This is a genomic window from Pseudomonas sp. Sample_20, from assembly GCF_004307585.1.
GTDB classification, from domain to species: domain Bacteria; phylum Pseudomonadota; class Gammaproteobacteria; order Pseudomonadales; family Pseudomonadaceae; genus Aquipseudomonas; species Aquipseudomonas atacamensis.
The window spans coordinates 16,627-40,615 of the sequence record NZ_RCOA01000046.1 but is presented as its reverse complement, the minus strand read 5'-3'; the positions used below and the strand labels follow the sequence as shown (position 1 = coordinate 40,615).

Genomic DNA, 23,989 nt, shown 5'->3' with positions numbered 1-23,989 from the left:
TTGATCGGGTACAGCGCGGTGTATTTGCTCTGGTATTCCAGGCGCTCGATGTTGGAATCGAAAGCGCCGGTCAACTGACGGACACGGTCTTGCAGGATGTCGGGGAACCGCACCAGCAGCGGCAAGGACAAACCGCTCTTGCGCAGTTGGTCGACTTGCTCGAACAGGTCGATAGGCGAGCTGCTCGGGCCGTTCGGACGTACTTCGACGCGACCGGCTTCATTGATCGCGAAATACCCGGCCCCCCAATGGCGAATCCCGTAAACGCTGCGGCTGTCCGCAACTGTCCATTGGCTGCCATCGTCTTTACGTGTGCGTCGTACGGACATCGAAGTCCCCTATAAAGAAGTCAGAGTGCGTCGCCTGACGTTCAGGCCGGCGCAGTCTAAAGAATGAAAATGACGGTTCGTCAGTGCGGCGGTAGACCGCACTGACTGCGTGGAGTTTAGAAACCGGTCATGAACAGGCTCTGTGAAAACCATGGCGACGACGCCGGATCCGAGAACACTCGAAGCCGGATCAAGCCGCCGGAGGGTTTCACAGAGGCTGCTAGCCGCCGGATTTCTTCGCTTTGAAACCGTGTTTGATCAGCTCTGCCAAGAGTAGCTCGACGTGATCGCCCTGGATTTCGATGATGCCGTCCTTCAACGCCCCGCCGGTGCCACAACGTTTCTTCAACGTCGTCGCCAGCTCCTTGAGCGCGTCTTCGGCAAGAGGCACGCCGGTGATGGTGGTCACCGTCTTGCCGCCACGGCCCTTGCTTTCGCGACGCACGCGGGCAATGCCGTCACCGGCCGGGATCACGGTTTGTTTGCAGATACAGGCGTCCACCGGCTTGCTGCATTCCGGGCAATGACGACCTGCGTCGGTGGAAAATACCAGGCCGCCCAGGGCGGCGAAGGATGCGGCTTTCTTGGCCACCGGCAATCCTCTCGGGAGGACAAAGACTGATCGCAACCTTGGGCAAGGTCAGCGACCGCGAAGCCCCACTCAGGCAGGGGCAGCGCTACTGCATCGGCGCTTTTTGGGAAGCGTTCGGTGCAGTTTGAAAAGGTCGCGCAGTGTAACGGCAAAAATCGCGATTGCTAAGTGCCAATCGGCGCCAATTCATGTGTTCTTTGCGACGTTGCTTTGCTGCGCCTTGAGATAGCGCTTCAGCGCGGCCAGAGAGTCCGGGCAATAAGGCTTTTCTCTGATTTCGCGCATGACCTGTTCGATGGGGATGAATCGCGCTTCGAGGACTTCTTCCGGCTGCAGTTTCAGCGGCCCGTCCCACACGGCGGAAAACGCCGAACACCACAGACGGTTGCCGGTGTCTTCGAAGTAGAAGTGGTCGTGAGCGGTGAGTTCGACGCCGCTGACGCCCAGCTCTTCCGCAAGCTCGCGCGCCGCCGACTCGGCGTAGCTTTCGTCAGCCTGGACCATGCCGCCTGCGGCAACATCCCAGTAACCGGGATAAATCGCCTTGCTCAACGTGCGCCGGTGCACGCACAGCTCACCGGCGGAATTGAACAGCATGATGTAGGTGCCACGGCCAATCAGCCCGCGCTCACGCAAATCGGAGCGCACCAGAGCGCCGAGCAGGTTGTCCTGCTCGTCGACCCAGGCGATCTGTTCGGCGTCCGAGGCGGCGCGATGGGCCGCCTCTCTTGTGCTCTGGCTCACGTATCAGCCCTGATTGAGCAGTTGACGCAAGTCGATCACCGCAGCGTTGGCCCGGGAAATGTAGTTGGCCATGACCAGCGAGTGGTTGGCCAATACGCCGAAACCGCTGCCATTGAGGATCATCGGGCTCCACACCGGCTCTTGCGAAGCCTCCAGCTCACGGATGATCTGGCGCACGCTGACGGTGGCGTTCTTCTTCGCCAGCACATCGGCGAAGTCGACCTCGATGGCACGCAGCAGATGCGACAGCGCCCAGGCCTGACCGCGTGCTTCGTAGAACACGTTGTCGATCTGCATCCACGGGGTTTCCACGACTTCTTCGTCAACCTGCGGCACTTCGCCGACCGCCGGAACTTCGGTCTTCAGCGCAGTATTGAGCTTGACCCGACCGACACTGGCCGACAGGCGTTGCGACAACGAACCGAGACGGGTGCCGACATCGCCCAGCCAGTTGTTGAGGTTGTCGGCGCGCGCGTAGAACAGCGCGTTTTTCTGATTCGGATCCGACAAGCGCGACTGATAACGGCTCAGGGAGTTGATGCCTTCCTGGTATTCCGACTCGCTGGACGGCAGCACCCAGCTCTTGTTGTCGAAGTTGAAGCGTGGTTCGGCCTTGGCCAGATCGGCGTCTTCGGCGGACTGTGATTGCGAACGGGCAAAATCCTTGCGCAGGGCGCGGGTCAGGTCACGCACCTGCACCAGCACGCCATATTCCCAGCTCGGCGTGTTGTCCATCCACAGGCCCGGCGGGAAACGGTCATTGGAAATGTAACCGCCCGGCTTGTTGAGCAAGGTGCCGGCAACGGTCTTCAGGGTCTCGACCGTGGTGTAGCCGACCACCATTTGCTTGCCCTCTTTCTCGGCAGCGACCTGGGCGTTCTGCGCCACCGGAAACAGCTCCGGTTCCTGGCTCCAGTACCAGCCCAGCGCGATGGTGACCAGCAAATACAGACCGACCACTGTGGCCAGCGCCCGGCTGAACAGCAGCCCGCCGACATAGCTGCGGGTGGCCGACTTGGGCTCGGCGGCACGTTCAGGCGCGCTGCCCGCGCGGTTTTTCCAGTCCAGCATGGCGATATCCTTTCAATCACTTGGGTTCAACGGTTCGACCACAACCATACAACAACGTGCCAAGGCCGGGCACCCGTCGCTAACGATAAGCCGCAAATGGTGCGGCCCGATGACGCTTCGCGACACACTAAGGGATTCCCTGATAGGGCAACGCCAGCAACGCAGTGAACTCTGATCTGGATTCGGCCCGAGCAGCGATGTACAAATTCCCGACTGTTCTGCCCTGCCCTTCAAGTCAAGCGTCCGGATTTAGGGCATCGGAATGACCTGCAAGTGCATGAGAAAACCACCCGGTCAGAAACTGAATCGTGTCGTCCAGCAGATTATTGACGTACGACACTCGTCTAAGGGAAAAGAGGTGCTAGCATAGAGCCACCAGTCGATCTCAGCATGCACCCTAACTAGTAGTCAGGATATGACCGAGCCAGAAGACCCCAGCCGTGAGCGTCTCAAGCACCACTTTGCCCAGCGGGTAATTCATCAGGCACGTCAGATTCTTGAGATATGGCAGCGCCTGCAACGCAGTGAGTGGTCCACCGTCGATCTCGCCGAACTGAGCGAGGCGAATCTGCGTCTGCTGCGTTTTGCCGAGCGCTTTGAACAGCCGGAACACACTCAGTTGGCGCACCACATCAGCCAGTCGCTGCAAGCGGTGGATGCCAACCGTGGGCGCCTCAGCAGCGGCCTGATCACTGATCTGAATCGCTTGATGCAGCGCCTGTCGCGCACCGGCCTGCGCCATGGTGATCAGCTCGACCAGACGTTCCTGCCGCCGCTGCGCAAGCCGATCTACGTGATGTTGCAGGATCACGACCGCGCCGAACGCCTGGCCAAGCAGCTCGAATTCTTTGGCCTCAGCGCGCAGGCACTGGACAGTGTCGCGGCGTTTCGCTCGTCGATGGTTGAGCGCTTGCCCGCGGCGATTGTCATGGACGTGGATTTCAGTGGCCCCGGCATCGGCCTGAAACTCGCCGCCGAAGCTCAGGTCGGCCTCGAAGAACCGCTGCCGCTGCTGTTCTTCAGCCTGCACGAAACCGACACCCCGACCCGCCTCGCCGCCGTGCGCGCCGGTGGCCAGGAATTCCTCACCGGCACCCTTGAAGCCTCGAGCCTGCTGGAAAAAATCGAAGTGCTGACCTGCGTCGCCCAGTACGAGCCCTATAAAGTGCTGATCATCGACGACTCGCGCGCCCAGGCCTTGCACACCGAGCGCCTGCTCAACAGCGCCGGGATTGTCACCCGCACCCTGATCGAACCGATTCAGGCAATGGCCGAACTGGCGGATTTCCAGCCGGACCTGATCATCCTCGACATGTATATGCCGGCCTGCACCGGCACCGAGCTGGCCAAAGTCATTCGTCACAACGACCGCTACGTCAGCGTGCCGATCATTTACCTGTCGGCCGAGGACGATCTGGACAAGCAGCTCGACGCCATGAGCGAGGGCGGCGATGACTTCCTGACCAAGCCGATCAAACCGCGACACCTGATCACCACTGTGCGCAACCGCGCCGCTCGGGCGCGAAATCTCAAGGCGCGGATGGTCCGCGACAGCCTCACCGGCCTGTACAACCACACGCATATTCTGCAATTGCTCGAAGACTGCTCGTTCCGCGCGCGCCGCGAGAACAAGCCACTGAGCTTTGCCATGCTCGACATCGACCACTTCAAACGGGTCAACGACAGCCATGGCCACCCCATGGGTGACCGGGTGATCAAGAGCCTCGCACTGTTTCTCAAGCAGCGTTTGCGCAAGACCGATTTCATTGGCCGATACGGCGGCGAAGAGTTCGCCATCGTCATGCCCGACACCGATATCGACGCGGCGCACAAAGTCCTCGACGAGATTCGCCAGCGCTTCGCCGAGATTCATTACCCGGCGCAGCCGCAGGATCTGTGGTGCACGTTCAGCGCCGGCGTGGTGGAAATGTGCGATGACTCCGACAGCCTGATGATGGCCAGCCAGGCCGACGAGGCGCTGTACCGCGCCAAGGGTGCCGGACGCAATCGGGTGCAGACCGCGCGGCAGTCAAAGCAAAGTGCCACTTTTTCATCGGAATCCACTGATTCGGTCATAACCTTGTAATGGAACCGCAATAAATTCAGGCGCTTACCATTTCTGCCGTTGGTAGCCGTCATGCGCCTGAAGTTGCTCACCAATCTCAACACTTTGCTGCTGGTCGCCGTCTGCGTGGCCCTTGGCGCCACGCTGTGGTGGTCGCAAAAAGCCCTCGAACGCCCCTATCTTTTGATGGAGCGTTATCTGGGGCTGTCGCAACAATTTCAGAATGAAGTGGCGCGCAACGTCGAGGATTATCTGGCCAGCGGTGACGCGCTGCGCCTGAGCAGCGCCGCCCAGGCCATCGACAGCGTGCACAAGCAACTGGGTGAGCTGCCCCCGACGCTGGCCGACGCCGTGCAGCCAAGCCTGTCGAGCCTTGATGAGTTCAGCAAAACCGAACTGCTCGCCGCCGGCAAACTGGCCGGCGATCCGCAGGCGCTGCTGTTGCAGGCCGAACGCGAACTCAGCGCCAGCCTCGACCAGCTCAACACCTACGCCAATGGCAACGCCGCCTACCTCGCGCCACTGCTCGCCGCATCGCAGCATCTGGGCAAACTGTCGCTGGCGCGGGACAAACTGGTCAGCAGCGGGCGCAGTGAACTGGCTGCCGATGTCGAGCGCGAAGTGAGCAACATGCGCGCCCAGGCCGAGGCCATCGATGCCCTGCCCTTGCTCGGGGTGGTCACCAGCAACGAATCGAGCAGTGACGATTTCGCCGCGTTGATGGGCATCGAAAACACCGACAAAGCCGCCGCCGAAGATGCCGGTGTCGCCCTCAAACGCGAACTGAACAGTTTGCTTGGCCGCTATCCGGCGGAACTGGTGCGCACTCGCGAGCAGATCCAGAAACGCGCCGATCTCAGCGCCGCCACCCACGAAAAAATCGCCAGCGTGCAACACGCCATCGCCGGCCTCGAACCGGTGGTACGCGCGCAACATGGGCAGATCCAGGGCGAAGTGCGCCTGATGCAAGGCGTGATGATCGGCCTGATTCTGCTGATCGCCCTGCTCATCGATACCTTGCAGCGGCGCCTGGCCCGCACCCTGACCAACCTCGCCCCAGCGCTGTCGACCTGGGCCGAAGGCGATTTCAGTCGCGACATCCAACTGGGCAAGACCAACCGCGAACTGCACGACATCGAAGCCTCGCTCAACCGCTTGCGTGCCTATCTGGTGGACCTGGTCGGCACCATTCGCGGCAACGCCGAACAAGTCGCGGGCAGCAGCCGCACCCTTGCGGAACTGAGCAATGACCTGCACAGCGGCGCCGAGCATCAGGCCGGCGATACCGCGCTGATTCGCGACTCGCTGGGGGAACTCGAGGCAACGATTCAGCAAGTGGCCGGCGATGCCCGTCAGGCTGCCGACGCCAGTCGTCATGCCGGTCTCGCCGTCGAGCATGGGCAGGCTGTAATCGGCCAGAGCCTCACCGGGCTGCATGCGCTGGTCGGTGAGGTTCAAGGCAATGCGCAGATGATCGAACATCTGGCCGAAGAGTCGGCAACCATTGGCGGCGTGCTGACGGTGATTCGTTCGATTGCGGATCAGACCAATCTGCTCGCCCTGAACGCCGCAATCGAGGCGGCCCGCGCCGGGGAGATGGGCCGTGGTTTCGCCGTAGTCGCCGAGGAAGTGCGCTCGCTGGCACAACGTACCGCCGGGGCCACGGCAGAAATCCAGACGCTGATCGCCGGCCTGCAGACGGCCGCGCGGCAATCGGTCGAAGGCATGCGCGCGCAGGTCGAACACGCCGAAGCCACGGCCAGTCAGGCGCAAGCGGCCGACGGTGCATTGGACAAAATCGTCGGCGCGATCCAGACCATCGCCGACACCGCCGTGCGCATCGCCGATGTCACCGCGCAGCAAAGTGGCGCGGTCAGCGAGATCCGCGATCACAGCGAGCGCATTCATCAATTGGGTGGGGATAACCTGCTGCGCATCGGTCAAGGGCGCGAACAGGGCGAGAATCTGTTGGTTCTCGGCGGCCAATTGCATACGGCCGTTCAGGCCTTCCGCGTCTGACATACCACCTTCGCCAGCAGGCTCGCTCCCACTTTGGAATGCATACCCCTGTGGGAGCGAGCCTGCTTGCGAAGGCAGCGGCCCTGTCATTACAAGTGACCGGATCCTGATCCTCGGTCACAAATTTCGCGCAAACATCGCCCATCGTGCCGCCTATTGCATGGAACTGGACAGTCACAAAGGCTTTGCGGCATAGTCGCCGGGTTCTGACGACTGCTCATTGATAACAAGGACAACGCAGATGGCAACGCTATTGGTGCTGCACGGCCCCAACCTGAACCTGCTCGGCACCCGGGAACCGGGGACCTACGGGTCGACGACCCTGGCGCAGATCAATCAGGATCTGGAGCGGCGCGCCCGCGAAGCCGGCCATCATCTGCTGCATCTGCAAAGCAACGCCGAGTACGAATTGATCGATCGCATCCACGCTGCGCGCGGTGAAGGCGTGGATTTCATTCTGATCAATCCGGCGGCTTTTACGCACACAAGTGTCGCATTACGTGACGCGCTGCTGGGAGTGAGCATCCCATTCATCGAAGTGCATTTGTCCAACGTGCACAAGCGCGAACCTTTCCGCCATCACTCCTACTTCTCCGATGTAGCGGTAGGAGTGATCTGCGGCCTTGGCGCCAGCGGTTACCGACTGGCCCTGGAGGCCGCACTAGAGCAGCTTGAACACCAAGCTATACGCCCCTGACCGACCCTTGGGAGTTGATGATTCATGGATATCCGTAAAGTTAAGAAACTGATCGAATTGCTGGAAGAGTCCGGCATCGACGAGCTCGAGATCAAGGAAGGCGAAGAGTCCGTACGCATCAGCCGTCACAGCAAGACCCCGGCGCAGCAGTACTACGCGCCAGCCCCGATGCAGGCTCCGGCTGCTGCCCCTGCTGCCGCGCCAGTCGCTGCCGCTGCTCCGGCTGCCGCTGCTGCACCCGCGCTGAACGGCACCGTTGCCCGTTCGCCGATGGTCGGCACCTTCTACCGTAAATCTTCGCCAACCTCGCCAGCCTTCGTTGAAGTCGGCCAGACCGTGAAGAAAGGCGACACCCTGTGCATCGTCGAAGCCATGAAGATGATGAACCACATCGAAGCTGAAACCAGCGGTGTGATCGAATCCATCCTCGTCGAAGACGGCCAGCCGGTTGAGTACGACCAACCGCTGTTCACCATCGTTTGAACCGCGGAGAGCCTTTGATGACTGCGAAGTTGGAAAAAGTTCTGATCGCTAACCGCGGTGAGATCGCCCTGCGGATTCTGCGTGCCTGCAAAGAGATGGGCATCAAGACCGTCGCCGTTTACTCCAAGGCCGACAAAGAGCTGATGCACCTGGGTCTGGCAGACGAATCCGTCTGCATCGGCCCGGCGTCCGCCGCTCAGTCTTACCTGCACATTCCGGCCATCATCGCTGCCGCTGAAGTGACCGGCGCTACCGCCATTCACCCAGGCTACGGTTTCCTCGCGGAAAACGCCGATTTTGCCGAGCAGGTCGAGAACTCCGGCTTCGCCTTCATCGGCCCGAAAGCCGACACCATCCGCCTGATGGGCGACAAGGTATCGGCCAAGCACGCGATGATCGAAGCAGGCGTACCGACCGTTCCAGGTTCTGACGGCCCGCTGCCGGAAGACGAAGAAACGGCGCTGCGCATCGGTCGTGAAGTCGGCTACCCGGTGATCATCAAGGCCGCCGGTGGTGGTGGTGGTCGCGGCATGCGTGTGGTGCACAAGGAAGAAGACCTGATCGCCTCCGCGAAGCTGACCCGCTCCGAAGCAGGCGCGGCGTTCGGCAACCCGATGGTCTATCTGGAAAAATTCCTCACCAACCCGCGCCACGTCGAAGTGCAGGTACTGTCCGACGGCCAGGGCCACGCCATCCACCTGGGCGACCGCGACTGCTCGCTGCAGCGTCGGCACCAGAAGGTTCTCGAAGAAGCGCCAGCACCGGGCATCGACGAGAAGGCGCGCCAGGAAGTATTGGCTCGCTGCGTCAAGGCATGCATCGACATCGGCTACCGTGGCGCCGGTACTTTCGAGTTCCTCTACGAGAACGGCCGTTTCTACTTCATCGAAATGAACACCCGTGTTCAGGTGGAGCACCCGGTTTCGGAGATGGTCACCGGTATCGACATCGTCAAGGAGATGCTCAGCATCGCCGCTGGCAACAAGCTGTCGTTCACTCAGGATGACGTGGTCATCCGCGGTCACTCGCTGGAGTGCCGGATCAACGCTGAAGATCCGAAGACCTTCATGCCGAGCCCGGGCACGGTCAAGCATTTCCACGCCCCAGGCGGCAACGGCGTTCGCGTCGATTCGCACCTGTACAGCGGTTATGCCGTGCCACCGAACTACGACTCGCTGATCGGCAAGCTGATCACCTACGGCGCAACCCGCGACGAAGCCATGGCACGCATGCGCAATGCCCTGGACGAAATCGTGGTTGACGGGATCAAGACCAACATCCCGCTGCACCGTGACCTGGTTCGTGACGAAGGCTTCTGCAAGGGCGGTGTGAACATTCACTACCTCGAGCACAAGCTGGCCAAACAGTCGTAAGGCTGAAGCGGCATGAAAAACCCGATCCCTGCGGATCGGGTTTTTTTATGCCTGCAACAAACCCATCAGAGCATTACCGTGGAGAACGCCTGCTGTTCGACCATTGTGGCAGATGCCCGCAGGCCGGCATCATCGACCACCGCTCCTGCGGCGTTTTCATGTAACGGCCTGCGGGTGAACCGTCTCGTAAAGTGTCGGGCACGTACCGAGAGCCCGTCCTTGGCATGGCTCGATCTGGCCATAAGCGGGTCGTACAGCCTGCCAATCTGACCAGGGGAATGCTTGAACACTCTCGAGACTCCATTGCTCAGATTCAGCACCACGCCATAGCTGTTGCCCAGGCACGACGAGTACGACCAGTAATCCCAGGTCGGCTGCAGGCCCTGTTCGCGCAACACGCGCCTGACCGGACCGCCGATGTCAGCGCCCGCCGACAGCCAGTCGCCACCCACCAGCGTGGCGCGAATGTTCTGCGGTGCGCCCCCCAGACGCTCCAGCACCTGCGTGACACTTCGCTCGATCAACGGGCGAATATTGTGATCAAAATGAATGACCGCCCCCACCCTTGTCGTCGGGTTATACAGCGAGGCGATGACGCAACTCTGCGCATTCAACGAAAACAGGTAGTTATCTGGCGATCCCGGACGAAAATGCGCCACCACCGCTTCGCCCTGCAGCGCGCCGCGGTTCAGCACGGGCTCGACACCTCCAGGAAAAGCATCATTCAAATCGCTCACGCGCCCAAGGTTGCGCACGTTGCCACCCGTGAGCCCGACCCTGGCGTGTGTCCACTTGCCCCCCGGAGCAAGCCGAATCGGTTGCTGATAGATGGCGCTCGGGCGACGGGCATCCACCAGGCTCAGCCCACCAAAATGCGGATTTTCCCTGACCAGGAAATACTTGCCCTTGTTGCGAATGTAATAGGCCGGTTGCGGCTGCGCAGCGCTGGGCGGACTGCGCCAGGTGCCGAAAAAGACGCCTTCTTCGGTCACCTTTTGCAAACGCTCGGGCGCCTTGCTGACGGCCTGCCTGGCATGGAAGCGTACTCCCCGGATCGCCGGCAGCGCTTCCCTGCGCAGCGGAGCCACGGTGTTCAGACGCTCTGACAACAACGAGACCGGCCGCATGGTGTGCTTCAGACTTCTGGCCGCACCGCCCAGCCACTTGATCGCACTGCCGGCGCCGACCATAGCGAACAACGCGCCCCACGACGCCTCCAGCCAGTGGCCGAGCGCGCCATCGACGTCACCCTCCAGATGCGCAGCGACCGCCTGACCGGCGCTGACGGCGATGAACACGACATCGAGCAGCAAGGCAAACGGAGGGAACACCATGCAAAACGGTGCAGCTGCAAACATCAGCCCCTTGACCACTTGGCGTTCGATCATTTGCGCGCGGCTGGTGGTGATGTCCTGCACATCCGTGACCGCGCGCTCGATGTACGCGTTGAACTCGCTGCGCGCGTCAATCAGGCGCTGCGCTTCGTACAGCGTATCGACGCGTTGTTTTTTTGCTGCAATCGCATGCAGGGTGCGCGACACGATGCTGCGCGCGGCAACCGGCGTACGCGCCATCAAGTAGTCATGCAAAGCGCCGGCGATGTCGCCGAACAGTGATTGATATGCGCGCACCACAATGCCGTCGGGCGCATCAGGCGTGTACAGCCACCAGGACGGCTCGGGGTTGAACGAGGTCAGGACATAAACCCCGAGCACGACGTGATGGCGCACGGTGAACCTGAACACGCCGTCACTTTCAACCATGCTGGCGCCCGGAAAATGCGTATCCGGCGCTGGCACCTGGCTCAACAGAGAGACCTGACGGACCAGCGCTGAATACACCGCGTCGCTCAATCGCGCCTGACTTCTGGCCACGCGCAAATCACGGTCCATCTTTGACAGCAATACGTTGCGGTAGGCAAAGCGACGCGGTTCGTAGGCAGCATCACGCGGGTCGAGATATTTGCCACGGATCTCGCTGGCGTATTTTTCACCCAGCCACGCCCGGCGCAGATACAGCGCCAGATCGGCGCTGCGCACCTGGCTCAGATCCTGGCCAACCGCCGATCGCACGCCTCTTTTCGGATGTTCGATGCCGGAGTTGTCATCGTAGCCGTGAATGGCCAGGTCGAGCAGCGTGGCTACCTGCTGCTTCCTGCGGTCAGCGACGCCAGGGTTGTAATCGATCAACACAGTGGCCGGATCGACCGGTTCCAGCACGTTCTTGCTGCGCATATAGGGCGTGATCGCTGCGGCAACCGTGCGCCTGGCGAAATCGACGAAAACCTCGAAACCGCCCAGCAGCTCGTTGAACACCTGCTGATGAACGATCAGTTCCTGATTGAGGCTGCTGATGCGCCGGCGAGCCTCAAGCCCGAGCGTCGTGTACCAGCGCAGCGAGTTGTCCTGCTCGACCCGCTGCAGGTTGTTCGCCAGGCCCATTTTTGCAGCGGCTTCGACGCATTCGGTGAACGGCAGTGGCGCTCGGCGAAGGTCACTCTGCATGCCCCAGAGAGTGGGGCTGGCCGCAGCGGCCAACAGATAATCCCGTGCAGGGTGATGTGCAGCCGGAGAAAGCTGCTGCAACAGATACTCACGACCGGATTCGCTCTGCGTCCAGCTCCATACTTCGCCGGTCAACGCCGCGATCGAAGGTAACCGGACCCACTCCTGACCGTCCGGCTTGTTGGGCGCGTACAGCACCAGGTTATTCACCGCTTGCTCAGTCTCTGCCTGGTAGAACACCAGAAGATCGGCGCATTGCATGCCGTTGGGCAGTGTCAATGCGGCCACTTGCAACGGTTTCTTTGTGGTTTGCCCAGACCACATCTGCTCCAGACGCTCATGGTCGGAGTCCGACAGATGAGCTGCGCAGCGCGCGACGAATGCGCTCTGCCGAAGCCGTGCGGCAAACCAGTCGACAACTGCCTTTTGCACCTCTATACGCTCGTACTGTTCGGCGAGAACGCGCAGGTAGTCCGCCGGATAATCCTGTTGCGCCAGCATGTCGGCAATGAATGTCGGCTTCAGTGACTGGTTGCGCAATGGCGCAGGACTGCTGATCTCCAGGACCGCTGCGAAGTCCTGCCCGATCGGCCCGCATGCCAGCAGATCACTGAGGCTGCGATTGTGGGTCGGCTCACCGACCGCCGAGCGCCATCTGAGCCGCACGTCGATCCGGTCCGGTTCAACCGTCATGTCGAGCTTGAGCTGAATGTATTCGATGGCCTGCTGGCGGGCAAAGTCGCGCAACGAGCCGTAGCCCAGCAGCAGGTCATCGAGTGCTGCCTGGGCCAGTGAGGTCTGCTCCTGATAATCACGCAACAAAGCGCGATCCGGCTCCTTCAGCGCCTTCATCCATGACGGCAGTTGCGCAAAGGAATGCGCCTCGAGAATCTTTTTCTCTGCACCGGTTGCCAGGGCGGTCAATCGGTACCGACGCGTGCTGCGGGCCTGCACCCGGTCGATTTTGCTGCGCAATTGATCCAGTGTCAGACCAGCCAGTTGGTCACGGCGCAACAGCAACTCGATGTCTTTGATATAGCGCCGCAGCTTGCGTTTGATCAGGCGATCGAACAACGTCTCGCGCCCTTTTGTCGCCCAATGTTCTCGCAGGTATTTTTTGTACTGGTCGCGAAAGTGCAACGAAACGCTATCCACCGTCCGGATCACATGCTCATGACGGCTGGACGGCAAACCGGGATCGGCACCTCCAGGCCAGCGAAATGGCGCGTCCTGGAGCGCCAGGAACATGACTGGCCGGCCGTCGATAAGCTTTTGCAGAATGGCGTCAAGCAGGGCAACCACAAAGCCCGGGGCGAAATGACCGTCCGGGTAATGCCTGCGCAGTTCAGTCAGTGCGAAGTGCTCCAGCGCCTCGAGCAACGTCATCTGGCTGTTCAAGCGCTTGTCGATCATCACCTGCCAGCGCGTGATGCGCAGGAGGATCTCCTGCACCGACCCCGTAGACGCAGCGGCTATCGGTGGTTTTTCTTCTACAGTCCCTTGTTGATCCGCCATGTCGTCCAGCCTTTTGTTGCGTAGAGATGAGCGCTCACTCTATTTGCCGACAAAAGTGCTCAGGCCATACATATGTATATCGCGGCCGCGAATGTGTAACAGCCAAGCGGTGTGTCCACTTTGCCGGCGACCTGGCGTAAACTGCGCGCTTTTGCAGCTTCGGGCTGCCCCACAGATTTTCAAAGGTGCCCGCCATGCCTTGGCTGCAAGTCCGTCTCGCCATCACCCCGGAACAAGCCGAAACCTACGAGGACGCATTCCTCGAAGTCGGCGCCGTGTCGGTGACTTTCATGGACGCCGAAGACCAGCCGATCTTCGAACCGGAACTCAACACCACGCCGCTGTGGTCGCACACCCACTTGCTGGCGCTGTTCGAAGGCGGTACCGAACCGGAACCGGTGCTGGCCCACCTGGAGTTGCTGACCGGCAGCCCGTTGCCCGAACATCACAGCGAAGTGATCGAGGACCAGGACTGGGAACGCAGCTGGATGGACGGCTTCGAGCCGATGCGTTTCGGCCAGCGCCTGTGGATCGTGCCGAGCTGGCACGCCGCACCCGAGCCTGACGCAGTCAATCTGCTGCTGGACCCGGGCCTGGCGTTCGGCACCGGCACCCACCCGACCACCGCGCTGTGCCTGGAATGGCTCGACGGCCAGGATCTGAAAGACTGCCACGTGCTCGACTTCGGCTGTGGCTCGGGGATTCTGGCGATTGCCGCCCTGCTGCTCGGTGCCAAGGAAGCCGTGGGCACCGACATCGACGTGCAAGCGCTGGAAGCCTCGCGCGACAACGCCGGGCGCAACAACATTGCCGATGAGCTGCTCCCGCTGTACCTGCCCGAGGATCTGCCGCCGGTTCCGGCCGACGTGCTGGTGGCCAATATTCTCGCCGGCCCGCTGGTGTCGCTGGCGCCGCAGCTGTCCAGCCTGGTCAAGAGCGGTGGGTGCCTGGCGCTGTCGGGCATTCTCGCCGAGCAGGGCGAAGAAGTAGCGGCAGCTTATGCGCAGGACTTCGAGCTCGACCCGATCGCCAATCGCGACGGCTGGGTGCGCATCACCGGGCGTCGGCGCTAAAATGACCGCTTGCCTGAACCGGATCGCCGCATGACCGACAGTTTCGTCACCCAATGCCCGCATTGCCAGACCAGTTTCCGCGTCAACCATGCTCAGTTGAGCGTGGCGCGCGGCGTGGTTCGTTGCGGCTCCTGCCTGCAAGTGTTCAATGCCGCCAAGCAGCTGCTCGAGCAACATTCTGGCAAGGACACAGTGACGCCGGCCGCACCAGCGCTGCCTGAAGCGCCCGCGCCTGTCAGCGATTCTGCGGTCGTCGAACAGATCCCCGCGCCGCGCGCCATCAGCCAGAAGCAATGGAGCGCGTCGGAACTGGATCTGGACAGCCTCGATCTGGACGAAGAACTCGCCCGCCTCGAACAGCGTGAAATCCAGCCGGCCGCCGAATTCGGCCGTACCCGCGAAGAATCCTTGAGCGCCCGGCGCGACAGCCCGGAACCGGACGAAGGCACATGGCCTGACAGCCTGTTCAGCGAGCCTGCGGATGAGCGCAGCGTAGCGCCGGATGTCGAGCCGGATATCGATGGCATCGAAACCCTCGAACCCGAGCGCACCGAACCTTCGCTGTCGCTGGAGCCGGTGGATCTGGATGACGAGCCGCCGATCCCGCAACTGCGCCTGCACGATCCGATTGACCCGGCCGCCCGCCGCGAACGCTTCTCGGCCAGCGACGACAGCGATGACGACGATCTGCCGTTGATCACTTCGCCGCGCAAAAAACGCGAACGGGCCGAGCCCGGCGTGCGCGCCGAGGTCCTGCAGGATCTGACCGACGACCCGCTGCAACTGGACTGGCAGCAACGCCGCTCGCCCTGGGGCCGGCGCCTGCTGTGGCTGGTGCTGGTGCTGCTGGCCGCCGGCGGTCTTGCCGCTCAGTACGTTGCCTATCACTTCGAGGAACTGGCGCGGCAGGATCAATACCGACCGTGGTTCCAGCAGATCTGCCCGCAGATCGGCTGCACCGTGCCGTCGAAAGTCGATATCGGCAAAATCAAGAGCAGCAACCTGGTGGTGCGCAGCCATCCCGAGTTCAGCGGGGCGCTGGTGGTCGATGCGATCATTTACAACCGGGCGACGTTTTCCCAACCGTTCCCCTTGCTCGAACTGCGTTTTGCCGACCTCAACGGTCATCTGATCGCCAGTCGTCGCTTCAAACCCGGCGAGTATCTGAGCGGCGATCTCGAAGGCCTCGCGGAAATGCCGCCGCAGACGCCGATCCACATCGCCCTGGATATTCTCGATCCGGGGCCGAAAGCGGTGAATTACAGCCTGAACTTCCACTCACCGGAATGAACCGCTTCAGCGTTTCCGGATTGACGGCATTTTTCTGACTGATCGCGGCCGACCAAACCGTTGGCGATAACAGAATAACTGTTCAGATTTTGTTCAATTCAGCCTTTAACCAGTCATCGAGAGCGGGTATCATGCCCACCCTTTTTCGAACTCTCATGATCCGGCCCCACTTCAGGGAAGTCCTATGTCGGCGGTACGCATCGGCCCATATACATTGCAGAACGGTTTGATTCTCGCCCCGATGGCGGGCGTCACCGACCAGCCCTTTCGTCAGCTGTGCAAGCGTCTGGGCGCAGGGCTTGTAGTCTCGGAAATGGTCACCAGCGACATGAGCCTGTGGAATACCCGCAAGTCGCGCATGCGCATGATCCACGAAGGCGATCCCGAGCCGCGCTCGGTGCAGATTGCCGGTGGCGACGCGCAGATGCTGGCCGATGCGGCACGGGCCAACGTCGAACTGGGCGCACAGATTATCGATATCAATATGGGTTGCCCGGCCAAGAAGGTCTGCAACAAGGCCGCCGGCTCCGCGTTGCTGAAAGACGAAGCACTGGTGACCGAGATCCTGCAGGCCGTAGTGGCCGCGGTTGATGTGCCGGTCACCCTGAAGATCCGCACCGGCTGGGATCGCGAGAACAAGAACGGTCTGAACGTGGCGAAGATCGCCGAACAGGCCGGGATCACAGCGCTGGCCGTACATGGCCGTACGCGCGCCGATCTGTACACAGGGGAAGCCGAGTACGACACGATTGCCGCGATCAAGCAGGCGGTGTCGATCCCGGTGTTTGCCAATGGCGATATCGATTCGCCGGAAAAGGCCCGATACGTGCTTGATGCGACCGGTGCCGATGGCCTGCTGATAGGCCGTGCCGCTCAAGGGCGGCCATGGATTTTTCGCGAGATCGATCACTTCCTGCGCACCGGCGAGAAATTGCCCGCGCCGGAACTGAGCGAAGTGGAACGCATCCTGCTGGAGCATCTGGCTGCCCTTCACGCCTTCTATGGCGACGTGATGGGCGTGCGCATTGCCCGCAAGCATGTGGGCTGGTATCTCGCAACCTTGCCGGGCGCCAGGGAGTTTCGCGCCCGTTTCAATCGTTTGGATGGTACGGAAACACAATGCGCCGACGTTCGGGAGTTCTTCGCCGAGCGTTACAAGAGCCTGACAGGGGACGAAGAAGGGGTGGCCGCATGACGATGATGACCGAGACTTTAGTGAGTGGAACAACACCCGTGAGCGACAACGTGAATTTGAAACAGCACCTCAACACGCCGAGCGAAGAAGGCCAGACCCTTCGCGGGAGTGTCGAGAAGGCGCTGCACAATTATTTCGCCCACCTTGAGGGCGCGTCCGTCACGGATGTGTACAACCTGGTGCTGTCCGAAGTCGAGGCGCCCCTGCTCGAAAGCGTGATGAACTACGTCAAGGGCAACCAGACCAAGGCCAGTGAGCTGCTGGGACTGAACCGCGGCACGCTGCGCAAGAAACTCAAGCAGTACGATCTGCTGTAAGCATTCAATCAAACCAGAAAGGCGCCCGCGTAAAAAACGGTCGCCTTTTTTGCTGACTTCCTTTGCTTTTGATGGAAATTGAGATGACCGACCAGACTACCCGCCTGCCGATCCGCCGCGCCTTGATCAGCGTTTCCGACAAGACCGGGATCCTCGAATTCGCCAAGGAGCTCGAAGCTCTGGGCGTCGAGATCCTCTCCACCGGCGGAACGTTCAAGCTGCTGCGTGACAACGGCGTTGCCGCAGTGGAAGTCGCGGATTACACCGGTTTCGCCGAGATGATGGACGGTCGGGTGAAAACCCTGCACCCGAAAATCCACGGCGGCATCCTCGGTCGTCGCGGTACTGACGACGCGATCATGAACGAGCACGGCATCAAGCCGATCGATCTGGTAGCGGTCAACCTGTACCCGTTCGAAGCGACCATCAACAAGCCAGGCTGCGACCTGCCGACCGCCATCGAGAACATCGACATCGGCGGGCCGACCATGGTCCGTTCGGCAGCGAAAAACCATAAAGACGTGGCCATCGTGGTAAATGCCAGCGATTACGCCAGCGTCCTGGAAAACCTCAAGGCCGGCGGCCTGACCTACGCTCAGCGTTTCGACCTGATGCTCAAGGCCTTCGAACACACCGCCGCCTATGACGGCATGATCGCCAACTACATGGGCACCGTGAACCAGGCCGCTGAAACTTTGAGCACTGAAGGTCGCAGCGAATTCCCGCGCACTTTCAACAGCCAGTTCATCAAGGCTCAGGAAATGCGCTACGGCGAGAACCCGCACCAGAGCGCGGCGTTCTACGTGGAAGCCAAGCCTGCCGAAGTCGGCATCGCTACCGCGACCCAACTGCAAGGCAAAGAACTGTCGTACAACAACGTCGCCGACACCGACGCTGCGCTGGAATGCGTGAAGAGTTTCGTCAAGCCAGCCTGCGTGATCGTCAAGCACGCCAACCCGTGCGGCGTGGCGGTCAGCCCGGACGCTGAAGGCGGCATCCGTCAGGCTTACGAACTGGCCTACGCCACCGACACCGAGTCGGCGTTCGGCGGCATCATCGCCTTCAACCGTGAACTGGATGCCGAGACCGCCAAAGCGATCGTCGAGCGCCAGTTCGTTGAAGTGATCATCGCCCCATCGGTCAGCGAAGAAGCCCGTGCCATTGTTGCCGCGAAAGCCAACGTACGCCTGCTGGCCTGCGGCGAGTGGTCGGCTGAGCGCGCCGCTGCCTGGGATTACAAGCGCGTCAACGGTGGCCTGCTGGTGCAGAGCCGCGATATCGGCATGATCAGCGCCGATGACCTGAAAGTGGTGACCAAACGCGCGCCGACCGAACAGGAAATCCACGACCTGATCTTCGCCTGGAAAGTCGCCAAATACGTCAAATCCAATGCCATTGTCTACGCCAAGAATCGCCAGACCATCGGTGTCGGCGCTGGCCAGATGAGCCGCGTCAACTCGGCCCGCATCGCCGCGATCAAGGCTGAGCACGCCGGTTTGCAGGTGGCCGGTTCGGTCATGGCGTCCGACGCGTTCTTCCCGTTCCGCGACGGTCTGGACAATGCGGCCAAGGTCGGCATCACTGCGGTGATCCAGCCGGGTGGTTCGATGCGTGACAACGAAGTGATTGCTGCTGCTGATGAAGCCGGCATCGCAATGGTATTCACCGGCATGCGCCACTTCCGTCACTGATTATTTTGCTTGATCGTACCCACGCTTTGCGTGGGCACGCAGCCCGGGACGCTCCGCGTCCCTCGGACGCGGAGCGTCCGTAGAGGCATTCCCACGCGGAGCGTGGGAACGATCAGCCCCCACAGAATTAGCGTCATCCGAGGTTTTTGAAATGAATGTTTTGATCATTGGCAGCGGTGGCCGTGAACATGCTCTGGCCTGGAAAGTGGCTCAGGACCCGCGCGTGCAGAAGGTTTTCGTTGCACCGGGCAACGCTGGCACCGCTATTGAAGCCAAGTGCGAGAACGTCGCCATCGACGTGCTGGCGCTGGAGCAACTGGCTGACTTCGCCGAGAAAAACGTTTCCCTGACCATCGTCGGCCCGGAAGTGCCGCTGGTGGCTGGCGTGGTCGATCTGTTCCGCTCCCGTGGTCTGGACTGCTTCGGTCCGACTGCCGGTGCTGCGCAACTGGAAGGTTCGAAGGCCTTCACCAAGGACTTCCTCGCGCGCCACAAGATCCCGACCGCCGATTACCAGAACTTCACCGAGATCGAGCCAGCCCTGGCTTATCTGCGTGAGAAAGGCGCGCCGATCGTGATCAAGGCCGATGGCCTGGCTGCCGGCAAAGGCGTGATCGTCGCCATGACCCTGGCCGAAGCCGAAGACGCCGTGCGTGACATGCTCGCCGGCAACTCGTTTGGCGACGCCGGTTCGCGTGTGGTGATCGAAGAGTTCCTCGACGGCGAAGAAGCTTCGTTTATCGTAATGGTCGACGGCAAGAACGTGCTGCCGATGGCCACCAGCCAGGACCACAAACGCGTCGGCGACGGCGACAGCGGCCCGAACACCGGCGGCATGGGCGCCTACTCCCCTGCCCCGGTGGTCACCGCCGACGTACATCAGCGCGTGATGGACCAGGTGATCTGGCCGACCGTGCGCGGCATGGCCGACGAAGGTAACGTCTACACTGGTTTCCTCTATGCCGGTCTGATGATCGACAAGGCCGGCAATCCGAAGGTTATCGAGTTCAACTGCCGCTTCGGCGATCCGGAAACCCAACCGGTGATGCTGCGTCTGCAATCGAGCCTGGTGCTGCTGGTCGAAGCCGCATTGGCGCAAGCGCTGGACAAGATCGAAGCGCAATGGGATCCGCGTCCGAGCGTTGGCATCGTGCTGGCCGCTGGCGGCTACCCGGGCGACTACGCCAAAGGCGCAGCGATCAATGGTCTGGATGCAGCGGCGGGCCTGGAAGGCAAAGTCTTCCACGCCGGCACCGCGCTGAAAGACGGTCAGGTCGTTACTGCCGGTGGTCGTGTACTGTGTGCCACGGCCATGGGCGCCAGCGTCGGTGAAGCTCAGCAGCAAGCCTACAAACTGGCCGCTGCCATCGACTGGGAAGGCTGCTTCTACCGCAAGGACATCGGCTACCGCGCCATTGCCCGTGAACGCGGCGAAACCCAGGAGTAAGCGATCCATCAGGCCCGGCGCGGGATGCCATTCCTCGCCGGGCTGTTCGGTCGTCGCGCATCGTTATATTCTGGCATCAACCTACGAAGGGATTTCGCCGTGCGCTGGCTCAGGATTGCCATAAGCTTCACCGTCACGCTGATGACCTTGCTCTGCATGCTCCCGGCCCAGGCCGCGCAAGGCAGTGGCTGGTCGGTATTGCTTGACGACCAGGGCATCCTGCAACTGAGCGACATCCGCTCCGCTCGCTACACCAATCAATTCAGCCCCATCGAGCTTGACCGCCTGACCGCGGCCGAACCCGAGGGCGCCCTGTGGCTGCGCTTCAAACTGGCGCCGGGCAAGCACGAACAAGTGCTGCGCATCTTTGCCCCCGACCTGTCCCAACTCAATCTCTACGTGCTCGACGGCGACCGGCTGATCGAGCAACGCAATACCGGCAACGAACGGCCCCAGGCCGAACATCCATTGCCGAGCAGCGATTTCATGCTGCCGCTGCCCCAGGCCGACAAGCCGCTGGACGTCTACGTACGCATGGTCTCCGGCCATCAGCTGCGCCCGCACATCACCCTGCAAGCGGCGATCGAAGGCGCCGCCGATCAGAAGCAGACGCTGATTTTCGGCCTGCTGTTCGGCTGCCTCGCCATGCTCCTGCTGCACAACCTGGTGCGCTACGCCTACTCGCGCTCGCGCAGCAGTCTGTGGCTGGCGATCTGTGAAGGCCTGCTGGGGCTGAGTCTGTTTCTGTTGCTCAACCTCGCCGGTCCGTGGCTGCCGAACTGGCAAGCCATTCAAACGCCGGGCGCTTATCTGGCACTGCTGCTGACCGCCCCAGCCGGGTTGATGTTCGCCCTGCGCTTCTTTGCGCCACTGGGCCAGCACGCGCTGAACAAACTGCTGTGGGGCGACATTCTGTTGATCGTCACGTGCAGCCTGTTGCTGCTGTTCGTCAACACCTTGCCGCTGAACATCATCACCTACGCACTGGTCGCACTGGCCGGCCTGAGCATGTTGCTGGTGGGCTTCTATCACTGGCAAAAAGGCTATCGCCCGGCGCGTCTGTTCGTCGCCGCCATGGTCGTGTTCAACATCGGCACCCTGGTTATCCTCCCGGCGCTGCTCGGGCTGACACTGGTCACGCCGCAAGGCCTGATCATGACGCTGATGGTGTTCATCTGCATCAGCGGCCTGCTGATGAGCATCGCTCTGGGCGAGCGACAGCGCAGCATCACCGAAAGCCGTTTCAGCATCAGCCGCGACCTCGCGGCAAGCAACGCCGAAATCAACGCCAAAGCCGAATTCCTCGCCAAGATCAGCCACGAAATCCGCACACCGATGAACGGCGTACTGGGCATGACCGAGCTGCTGCTGGGCACGCCGCTGTCGGTCAAGCAACGCGATTACGTGCAGACCATCCACAGCGCCGGCAACGAACTGCTGACGCTGATCAATGAGATCCTCGACATCTCCAAGCTCGAATCCGGGCAGATCGAACTCGATGACGTGCAGTTCGACCTCAACGCCCTGATCGATGATTGCCTGAGCATCTACCGGGCCAAGGCCGAGCAACAGAACGTCGAGCTGATCAGCTTCATCCAGCCGCAAGTGCCACGGGTAATCAGCGGCGATCCGACGCGCCTGCGCCAGACCTTGCTGAGCCTGCTGGAAAACGCCCTGAAGAAAACCGAAGAAGGCGAAGTGCTGATCGTCGTTGCACTGGACGAGCGCAGCAGCAAACCGCGCCTGCGCATTGCCGTGCAGGACAGCGGCGTGCCGATGGAGCCGGAAGAGCGCGAAGCACTGTTGCACGCCGAATTGCACAGCAAGCACTTTCTCTCGGCCAATCGCCTGGGCGGCAATCTCGGCCTGGTGATTGCGCGCCAACTGATCCGTCTGATGCAGGGCGAGTTCGGCATCAAGAGCGGCGCCACTCAGGGCAGCACCTTGTGGCTGACCCTGCCGCTGGACCCGGATCGCCTCGAACACCCGACATCCGATCTGGACAGCCCGCTGCAAGGCGCGCGGGTATTGGTGGTCGACGATAACGACACCTGCCGCAAAGTGCTGGTACAGCAATGCAGCGCCTGGGGCCTGAATGTCAGCGCCGTGCCGTCGGGCAAGGAAGCGCTGGCGCTGCTGCGCACCAAGGCGCACCTGCGCGATTACTTCGACGTGGTTCTGCTCGACCAGAACATGCCCGGCATGACCGGCATGCAACTGGCAGCGAAGATCAAGGAAGACCCGAGCCTGAACCACGACATTCTGCTGATCATGCTCACCGGCATCAGCAACGCGCCGAGCAAGATTATTGCGCGCAATTCGGGGATCAAACGGATTCTGGCCAAACCGGTGGCCGGTTATACGCTCAAGACCACGCTGGCGGACGAACTCAATCAACGCAACAAGGGCCAGGTGGTGTTCCAGCCGCAAGTCGTTACGGCGGCCACTGCTGCGAAAGTGCCGAGCGACTTCCGCATCCTCGTCGCCGAAGACAACACCATTTCCACCAAAGTGATCCGTGGCATGCTCGGCAAGCTCAATCTGCAACCGGACACCGCGAGCAATGGCGAAGAAGCGCTGCAAGCGATGAAGGCCCAGCGTTACGACCTGGTGCTGATGGACTGCGAAATGCCGATCCTCGATGGCTTCTCCGCCACTCAGCAACTGCGCGCCTGGGAAGTCAGCAATCAGCGCATCCGCACACCGATCGTCGCCCTCACCGCGCACATTCTCGCCGAACATAAAGAACGCGCACGCCAGGCCGGCATGGACGGGCACATGTCCAAACCGGTGGAGCTGTCGCAACTGCGTGAACTGATCGAGCACTGGGTCGCCGAACGCGATCAGCAGAACCGGGCCACGACCCAGCCGTCGTAAACCGACAGATTGTCCGGTGCCTGATAGACTCCCCCCGACTCCATCGCCAGTGAGCTTGCATCATGCTCCATGTGTTGTTCAGCGTTTATCTGAAGATGCTGGTGCTCTACAGCCCGTTCTTCGTGTTGTCCTGCTTTATCAGCCTGACCCGTGGCTATTCGCGCAAGGAACAGCGGCGTCTGGCGTGGAAGGTCGCCCTCGCCACACTGATTTCCAGTGTTCTGCTGTATTTGTTCGGGCGGGTGATTTTCGATGTCTTCGGCATCACCGTGGACGCCTTCCGCATCGGTGCCGGCAGCGTGTTGTTCATATCCGCGCTGGGCATGGCTCAGGGCAAACCGGCGGTGCAGGCCGATAACGTGCAGCAGGACGTGACCATCGTGCCGCTGACCATCCCGCTGACGGTCGGCCCCGGCACGATCGGCGCCTTGCTGGTAATGGGCGTCAGCCAGCCGCACTGGGACGACAAGCTCACCGCAATCATGAGTATTGCGCTCGCCAGTTTCACTGTCGGTGTGGTGCTGTACCTGTCCAATCGCATCGAGCGGATTCTCGGCGATCAGGGCTTGCAGATTGTCAGCCGCTTGATGGGATTGTTCGTTTGCGCGCTGGCAGCGCAAATCATCTTTACCGGTGTGAAGGGTTATCTGGTGCCTTGAGCATTGTCGCAGCTCAACCGCCACAACAAAACGCCGCGTACGGTCACC

At 61.3% G+C, this 23,989-nt stretch carries 17 protein-coding genes and 1 pseudogene; 13 read left to right on the top strand and 5 right to left on the bottom strand.

Features of this window, described 5'->3' with window-relative positions; all coding sequences use genetic code 11:
* The 4 genes and pseudogenes from D8U70_RS11975 to D8U70_RS11960 form a co-directional block, all read right to left on the bottom strand.
* A pseudogene (locus tag D8U70_RS11975) lies at positions 1–329 on the bottom strand (arginine decarboxylase); the annotation flags it as partial.
* A gap of 220 nt (positions 330–549) precedes the next feature.
* Positions 550–921 (bottom strand): translation initiation factor Sui1, encoded by a 372-nt coding sequence (locus tag D8U70_RS11970; protein WP_007914613.1) that lies wholly within the window; start codon positions 919–921, stop codon positions 550–552.
* A gap of 186 nt (positions 922–1,107) precedes the next feature.
* Positions 1,108–1,665 carry an NUDIX hydrolase gene (locus tag D8U70_RS11965; protein ID WP_130928953.1) on the bottom strand — a complete coding sequence of 186 codons (558 nt, stop codon included), beginning with the start codon at positions 1,663–1,665 and terminating at the stop codon, positions 1,108–1,110.
* A gap of 3 nt (positions 1,666–1,668) precedes the next feature.
* A complete protein-coding gene (locus D8U70_RS11960; RefSeq protein ID WP_016771859.1) occupies positions 1,669–2,736 on the bottom strand; it encodes a DUF2333 family protein in 1,068 nt (355 codons plus the stop codon).
* 415 nt (positions 2,737–3,151) lie between these two features.
* Between D8U70_RS11960 and gcbA the strand changes: the two genes are divergently transcribed.
* From gcbA to accC, 5 genes are all read left to right on the top strand, one after another.
* Positions 3,152–4,822 (top strand): diguanylate cyclase GcbA, encoded by a 1,671-nt coding sequence (gcbA, locus tag D8U70_RS11955; protein ID WP_016771860.1) that lies wholly within the window; start codon positions 3,152–3,154, stop codon positions 4,820–4,822.
* A gap of 51 nt (positions 4,823–4,873) precedes the next feature.
* Complete coding sequence (locus D8U70_RS11950; protein WP_130928952.1) at positions 4,874–6,820, top strand: methyl-accepting chemotaxis protein; 1,947 nt, start codon at positions 4,874–4,876, stop codon at positions 6,818–6,820.
* 241 nt (positions 6,821–7,061) lie between these two features.
* A complete protein-coding gene (gene aroQ / locus D8U70_RS11945) occupies positions 7,062–7,517 on the top strand; it encodes a type II 3-dehydroquinate dehydratase (RefSeq protein ID WP_016771861.1) in 456 nt (151 codons plus the stop codon).
* Positions 7,518–7,541: 24 nt separating this feature from the next.
* Entirely contained in the window at positions 7,542–8,000 is a 459-nt protein-coding gene (gene accB, locus D8U70_RS11940; RefSeq protein WP_016771862.1) for an acetyl-CoA carboxylase biotin carboxyl carrier protein, read from the top strand.
* Between the two features lie 17 nt (positions 8,001–8,017).
* On the top strand, positions 8,018–9,373 hold the full coding sequence (gene accC, locus D8U70_RS11935) for an acetyl-CoA carboxylase biotin carboxylase subunit (RefSeq protein ID WP_024011424.1): 1,356 nt from the start codon (positions 8,018–8,020) through the stop codon (positions 9,371–9,373).
* Between the two features lie 65 nt (positions 9,374–9,438).
* On the opposite strand, the gene D8U70_RS11930 is transcribed toward accC, so the two are convergent.
* Positions 9,439–13,392: a type III effector 1 gene (locus D8U70_RS11930; RefSeq protein WP_130928951.1), complete on the bottom strand. Its 3,954-nt coding sequence runs from the start codon at positions 13,390–13,392 to the stop codon at positions 9,439–9,441.
* A gap of 194 nt (positions 13,393–13,586) precedes the next feature.
* Between D8U70_RS11930 and prmA the strand changes: the two genes are divergently transcribed.
* The 8 genes from prmA to D8U70_RS11890 all read left to right on the top strand — a co-directional run bounded on the left by prmA (position 13,587) and on the right by D8U70_RS11890 (position 23,941).
* Positions 13,587–14,465 carry a 50S ribosomal protein L11 methyltransferase gene (gene prmA, locus D8U70_RS11925; protein ID WP_130928950.1) on the top strand — a complete coding sequence of 293 codons (879 nt, stop codon included), beginning with the start codon at positions 13,587–13,589 and terminating at the stop codon, positions 14,463–14,465.
* Positions 14,466–14,495: 30 nt separating this feature from the next.
* Positions 14,496–15,755: a DUF3426 domain-containing protein gene (locus D8U70_RS11920; protein ID WP_130928949.1), complete on the top strand. Its 1,260-nt coding sequence runs from the start codon at positions 14,496–14,498 to the stop codon at positions 15,753–15,755.
* Between the two features lie 184 nt (positions 15,756–15,939).
* Positions 15,940–16,950: a tRNA dihydrouridine synthase DusB gene (gene dusB / locus D8U70_RS11915; RefSeq protein ID WP_016771866.1), complete on the top strand. Its 1,011-nt coding sequence runs from the start codon at positions 15,940–15,942 to the stop codon at positions 16,948–16,950.
* On the top strand, positions 16,947–17,267 hold the full coding sequence (gene fis / locus D8U70_RS11910) for a DNA-binding transcriptional regulator Fis (RefSeq protein WP_002555375.1): 321 nt from the start codon (positions 16,947–16,949) through the stop codon (positions 17,265–17,267). Before dusB ends, fis begins: the two co-directional genes overlap by 4 nt.
* 83 nt (positions 17,268–17,350) lie before the next feature.
* On the top strand, positions 17,351–18,958 hold the full coding sequence (purH, locus tag D8U70_RS11905) for a bifunctional phosphoribosylaminoimidazolecarboxamide formyltransferase/IMP cyclohydrolase (RefSeq protein ID WP_122699750.1): 1,608 nt from the start codon (positions 17,351–17,353) through the stop codon (positions 18,956–18,958).
* Between the two features lie 151 nt (positions 18,959–19,109).
* On the top strand, positions 19,110–20,405 hold the full coding sequence (gene purD, locus D8U70_RS11900) for a phosphoribosylamine--glycine ligase (protein WP_122601513.1): 1,296 nt from the start codon (positions 19,110–19,112) through the stop codon (positions 20,403–20,405).
* A gap of 99 nt (positions 20,406–20,504) precedes the next feature.
* Positions 20,505–23,282, top strand: a complete 2,778-nt coding sequence (locus D8U70_RS11895; RefSeq protein WP_130928948.1) for a hybrid sensor histidine kinase/response regulator — start codon at positions 20,505–20,507, stop codon at positions 23,280–23,282.
* Positions 23,283–23,344: 62 nt separating this feature from the next.
* Complete coding sequence (locus D8U70_RS11890; RefSeq protein WP_016771870.1) at positions 23,345–23,941, top strand: MarC family protein; 597 nt, start codon at positions 23,345–23,347, stop codon at positions 23,939–23,941.
* Positions 23,942–23,989: the final 48 nt, after the last annotated feature.